The organism is Zoogloea sp., assembly GCF_041908905.1.
Taxonomy (GTDB): Bacteria; Pseudomonadota; Gammaproteobacteria; order Burkholderiales; family Rhodocyclaceae; genus Zoogloea.
In genome coordinates, this window is sequence record NZ_JAYREK010000063.1 from 1 (window position 1) to 5,132 (window position 5,132).

The following is a 5,132-nucleotide window of genomic DNA, read 5'->3' on the forward strand; positions in this document are numbered from 1 at the left end:
GCTCGGTCAGCAGGTCGATGCGCGAGGTGATGGCGGCCAGCTCATTCATCGGCACCACGCGCACACCGTTGTTGGTGACGCTGCGCGCACTGGTCCAGGTCTGGGCGACGCTGGCGATGGGCAGCAGGCCGGCCGGGACGGCGGGCGCCGTCGGCCGCCAGGCCGAGGCCACGCCATGCAGCCACACGAAGCCGCCCTCGGCGTCCAGGCACAACCGGTCGATGCGCGGCAGCATCTGCTGATAGCTGACGAGGATCAGCGAGCCCGGCACGGCGCCGGTGACCGTGCATCCCGTTGCATCCACGGCCGTGGGCTCCACGGTCGCGATGTACTCATAGCGGACCGAGTAGGTGCTGCCGGGTGCCGGCTCAGCCCCGGACGGGCTCCAGTCGACTTGCCCGGCGGTGAGCTTCCAGTCGGCGTCCTTCGCATAGACGGTGGCGCCTTGCTTGACTTCCTTGATGACCAGCACCGAGTTGTCCGGCAGCGGATCCAGGGCGCCGGCGAAGCCGCCGTGATTGATGTTGACCGTGCGCTCGGCCGTGATCTTCACGCTCTCGATGGAAGAGAGCGGGGACCGGTCCAGGTTGATGCGCTGCGCTGCGGCTGTCGTGCTGGCGTGGGGCTCGCTGTCGATGAACTGCAGGTCCGGCTGGGCGTCGTAGACCAGGCGGCGGCTGGTGGTCAGCTCCACGCCGTAGCCGGAGACGCGGGCTCGGCCCTCGGCCACGGTGTAGACCTGGCGGCCGTCCGGCCGATCGGCGGCCATGGCGACCTGCAGGCCCTGCACCACATAGCTGCCGCCCGCGGAGTCGCGGTCGTAGCGGGCCAGGGCCTGCGTCACGGCGTCGAGCTGCGGCGGCGGCTCCTTGGCCCGGACGTGTCCGTCCTCGACCGTATAGACCGGATAGAAGGCGCCAGTGCCGCCGGCAACGCCCCATTCCGGCAGGATCTGCAGGCGCGCGGCGCCGGGCTCCATGTAGCCGCGGGTGCCCACCGCCGGGCTGACGAGGCTGGGGTCCTGCAGCTCGGTGATGATGGCCTCACGCAGGTACACGCCGACCGTGACCACACCCACGACGGGGATCACGAAGTTCGCGGGCGGTACGCCGCGCACGGCCCCGGCCAGGTAGATGGCACCGGCCTCGCATAAGGTGTCGCCGGTCTCGGCGTTGACCACGATGCGGGCATCGCGGACGACGTCGCCGTCCTTGAACAGAACGTCTGCGATGTCCTTCACGCGGTGCTGGATCGAGCGCTGGATCTCAATCAGCTCTGCGCTCTGCAGAACCTTGTCGGCGCGGAAGAGGTGGCGCTCATAGTTGAGCGACGGGTCGAATCGGTCGTAGATCTGGTTCGGCATGAGTGGCTCAGAAGGGCAGGACGTAGTCGAAGACCTGGCGCACGTCGCCGTTGCGCGTGAACTTGGGCAGGCGCTCCAGGGCGTAGAGGTCGCCGTGATTGGCCACCTCGGCCGGCGTCAGGTAGCGCTGGCCAGCGGGTACGCCGGCGGCCGCCTGCGTGCCCACGAAGATGGCCAGCTCGCGGATGGGTTCGCCGGCGGCGTCGCCGAAGTTGAAGGTGAAGCGGACATAGAGCCAGCGCGTGGGGCCGGTCACGGCGGTGTAGCGGGCACCAGAGGGCAGCTCGATCTCGCCGTCGTCGTCAGGCACCACATAGCCCAGCTGGGTGACGGCACGCCGGCCGATCTCGTCGACCAGCGCCGTGGCGTCGGTGGGCTCGGGCTGGGGCGCCGCGTCCCAGGCTGGCGATCCCCGGCCCCAAGCCAGGTGGATGGCCTGCGCGGCAACAGCGCGAGCCAGGACGATGCGTCCGGAGTCTTGAAGAACGGCCATGGGTCAGGTTTCCTCGGTGCGTTTGAGTTCGATGGTTTGGCGCCACGGCCCGGCCCAGGGGCCGAGCCAGGCGCGAGGGGGATGGACGGGCACAGGGAGGCCCGTGGAGCGTGTCTCGCTGGCCCCGGTCACGGGCTGCGGTGCATCCCATTCGACTGAGCCGATCTGCGCGATGCCGTTGAGGCGCTCGGGAGCACCAGGCCGCGGCGCATCGCATGTGCCAGTGAAGAGCTCCTGCAGGCCGCCGTAGCTGTCGACCAGCACATGAGAGTCCAGCCGCCAGGCGTCCAACAGCATGCGATCGTCGTAGCTCAGCAGCGCGGTGCGGCGCGCGGTGGCCGACTGGCCCAGCGCTTCGGTGCTGGGCGCCTCGACCAGGCCGCCGCGGTAGTCGGCAAAGCTCGCCTTCACGTCGCCGACCCATACCCCCGAGTCGTCCTCGAGCAGCCCACCGTCGAGGGCCGGCCCCTGGTCCAGGCGGATCGGGCGCAGGTCGTAGGCGAAGAAGACCCGGTAGAAGTGCATGTGCGCCGGCAGGCTGGCTCGCACGGCCAAGGCCAGGCGCCTGATCTCCTCGGGCGTGGCGATGCGGCCCAGGTCGATGTGCAGATAGGCCTCGTCTTCCTCGATCTGCACATCGGCCTCGAAGCCGAGCCAGCCCAGCACGCGGCGCACGCTGGCTGCGGAGCCGCGCTCGAAGAGCCAGGGCAGCCCCGCCTCAATCAGGGCCTCGGTGGTGGGGAACAGGTCCGAGAAGGGCGCCAAGGCCCATTCCGCGGCCAGCCAGGGGGCAAACTCGGGCGGGCGCTTGGCTTCCACGTTGGCGCCGGCGCTGGCCAGGTCTTCCCAGTTCGGGGCGATCTGCACAGCCGCGCGCTCGAGCGGCGTAGCCTGGGGTGGCAGCAGGCGGTCGGCTGTCGTCATGCCAGGCCCTGGTCCAGCAGCTCACAAACGCCCAGCACCGGGTACTCGTGCTCCTGCAGCTCGGTGTTCTCCGGCGGCGCGTCGGCGCTCAAGTACTCGACGCGGGCAATGCCGGCGACATGGAGTCGCGCCGTGAGCCAGGAGCGCGGCATGCTGCGGCCCAGGGCCGCATAGCTGGCAAAGGCGGCTTCCAGCTTGGCCGCGACCTGAGCGACCAGGTCAGTCGGTGCGCCGGCCTCGCGCCACATGCGTGCGCGCACGTCGATGACCTTGGGCTGCGCGATGCTGACGGTGACCGGCACGCCCAGCGGGCGCGCGTTCTCAGCGTTGAGCGCGGCCGTCACGGCGGCCTGGGTGGCGGCGGCCTGGCTCTGGTCCACCAGCCACAGGACGATGCCGACCGATCCCGGTACCGGCGACCTGGCGGCGGCGACGCGCACGTTGAGCGAGGTCCGCATGGCCAGCTCGCGGTACTGCTCGGCCGTGCCATTGCCCGCCATCGCGGCGATGCGCAGCAGGATGCGGACGCGGTAGCGGTCATCCGGTTCTCCAGGCAGGCGGGCCAGGCCGATGAAGGCCCCTTTGTGGTCCAGGTCGCTGCCCTGGGCGAAGGCGACCAAGTTGCTCAGGGCGGCCTGGTTCACGCGCTCACGAAAGAGCAGCTCGCGGTAGGCGGCGACCTCGAGCAGCTTGTTCAGCGGCTCGCTCTCCAGCTCGAGCACGGCCTGGGCAGGCGGGTACAGCCTGACCAGGTCGGCCCGCAGATCTGCGAGCACCGCTTCAAAGGTGAGCGTCTGCACGACGGCAGGCGCCGGCAGCGAGGCGAGATCGATCATGCGCGAGGGCTTTCGATGATGAGGCGGATGGACTCGCCGGCCATGACGCCGGTGGTGCGCACGGCGGTCAGCTCCAGGGTGAGCACATGGGGCGCCGCGACGCCGGCGACGAGCTGCACCCGGCGAGGGCGGATGCGCGGCTCCCAGCGCAGCAGGGCGCTGTAGGTGGCGCTGATGAGGCGCAGCCGCGTGGCGGCGTTGAGGGGGGCGTCGATCAGGTCGGGCAGCAGCGAGCCGTACTCGCGGCGCATGAGCCGGGAGCCCAGCGGCGTGAAGAGGATGTCGGTGACGGACTGGCGGATGTGGTCAAGCTCATCCATGCTCCGGCCGGTGGCGGCGTTCATCATTTCGGGCCTCCCGAGTTGTCGAGACCCTTCGACACCTTGACGTGGACGTGCTCGTGCAGCACCACGCCGTGCGAGTGCATGCGGCCCTTCACTTCCACATCGCCGGTGAAGGTGGTGGTCTCGCTGTTGAAGGTGACGCGCGGGCAGTTCACGACGACGCTGTCGGCTGCGTTGATCGTCACGCTGGGGCACTCGACCTGCACCTCGACGGCCGCCTGCAGGCGCGCGGACTGAATGCCACGCACCTCGAGCTGGCCGGTCTGGTGGTTGTAGTGAATGACGGCCCCGTCGGGGAAGGACTTCCAGTGCTCGGCCGGGTCGCGGCTGGGGGCCGGCACTCGGTTGGAGTAGAAGCCACGCAGCACCACGCCCAGGGCCGGATCTCCGCTGGGCGAGAGGACCAGGCATTGCTCGCCGACGGTCGGCGGCTCCCAGGTCACCGTCTCCCCGGCGCGCAGCTCCATCCAGGGCAGCCAGTCGGTCTTGAGCCCGCCGCTGGCTACCCTCACGCGCGCGTCGTCGTGATCCACCTCGGCGATGGTGCCGGGGCGGATCAGGCTTTCGAGACGACGCGACAAGTCGGCGGGCAGGTCCATGGGGAGCGAGGATGCCCAGCAACGGCGCGGGGCGGTTGGCGTGGCCGTTGTGGCGCCTGGCGTCACAACAAGGCCGTGCAGGTTGAAAGGCGCGCTACCGCGCCAGGTGCTCGAGCACGAGGTCCTCGACGGTCCGCGCGTCGTCGGCGCTGAAGCCCAGCAACTGACGGGCGGGGTACTGCACCTCGATGCGGCGCAGCCGATCGACCTTGTCGCGCAGACCCAGCTGGTGGACGCCGGCGATGCGCGCGACCATGCCGGTGAACGCGACGACGGCCTCGTCCGGCGTGGCCTCGGTCTTGAGGTAGCGGGCGGTGCGCAGCTTGCTAAACATGGTCCGACGCACACGGCCGACCTTGGCGCGCAGCTGCGGCTTGCGCTTCTCGAACGGCGTGCCGTCCGGATTGAGCTGGGCGGCGATGCGCTTCTGCTGGCTCGCTCGCAGTACCCTGGCCAGCTCGCGGGCCAGGGCCCGGCGCTGCGCCCCGCCGAGCTGCTGGACCAGGGCGTCGAGCTGCGAGGCGATCTGCTCGAGCGGCTCCCTCACAGCACGTCCTCGGGCCGGTGGTCCCA

General features: G+C 70.2%; 7 protein-coding genes. All 7 read right to left on the minus strand.

From position 1 onward, the window contains the following. Positions 1 to 1,363 (minus strand): DUF4815 domain-containing protein (locus ACE3OU_RS18485; protein WP_374243029.1); only part of this gene is annotated, 1,363 nt, incomplete at its 3' end. A gap of 7 nt (positions 1,364 to 1,370) precedes the next feature. Beyond that, a complete protein-coding gene (locus tag ACE3OU_RS18490; RefSeq protein ID WP_374243030.1) occupies positions 1,371 to 1,856 on the minus strand; it encodes a hypothetical protein in 486 nt (161 codons plus the stop codon). 3 nt (positions 1,857 to 1,859) lie between these two features. After that, the gene (locus tag ACE3OU_RS18495; RefSeq protein WP_374243031.1) at positions 1,860 to 2,780 is read right to left on the minus strand and encodes a phage tail protein; all 921 of its coding nucleotides are present in this window, start codon (positions 2,778 to 2,780) and stop codon (positions 1,860 to 1,862) included. After that, positions 2,777 to 3,616 carry a baseplate J/gp47 family protein gene (locus ACE3OU_RS18500; RefSeq protein WP_374243032.1) on the minus strand — a complete coding sequence of 280 codons (840 nt, stop codon included), beginning with the start codon at positions 3,614 to 3,616 and terminating at the stop codon, positions 2,777 to 2,779. Before ACE3OU_RS18500 ends, ACE3OU_RS18495 begins: the two co-directional genes overlap by 4 nt. Beyond that, positions 3,613 to 3,963, minus strand: coding sequence for a GPW/gp25 family protein (locus tag ACE3OU_RS18505; RefSeq protein ID WP_374243033.1), 351 nt, complete (start codon positions 3,961 to 3,963; stop codon positions 3,613 to 3,615). The genes ACE3OU_RS18500 and ACE3OU_RS18505 overlap by 4 nt, the downstream gene beginning before the upstream one ends. Next, positions 3,960 to 4,541, minus strand: a complete 582-nt coding sequence (locus ACE3OU_RS18510; RefSeq protein WP_374243034.1) for a phage baseplate assembly protein V — start codon at positions 4,539 to 4,541, stop codon at positions 3,960 to 3,962. Before ACE3OU_RS18510 ends, ACE3OU_RS18505 begins: the two co-directional genes overlap by 4 nt. 112 nt (positions 4,542 to 4,653) lie before the next feature. Next, a partial coding sequence (locus ACE3OU_RS18515; RefSeq protein ID WP_374243035.1) for a phage virion morphogenesis protein occupies positions 4,654 to 5,132 on the minus strand: 479 nt, incomplete at its 5' end.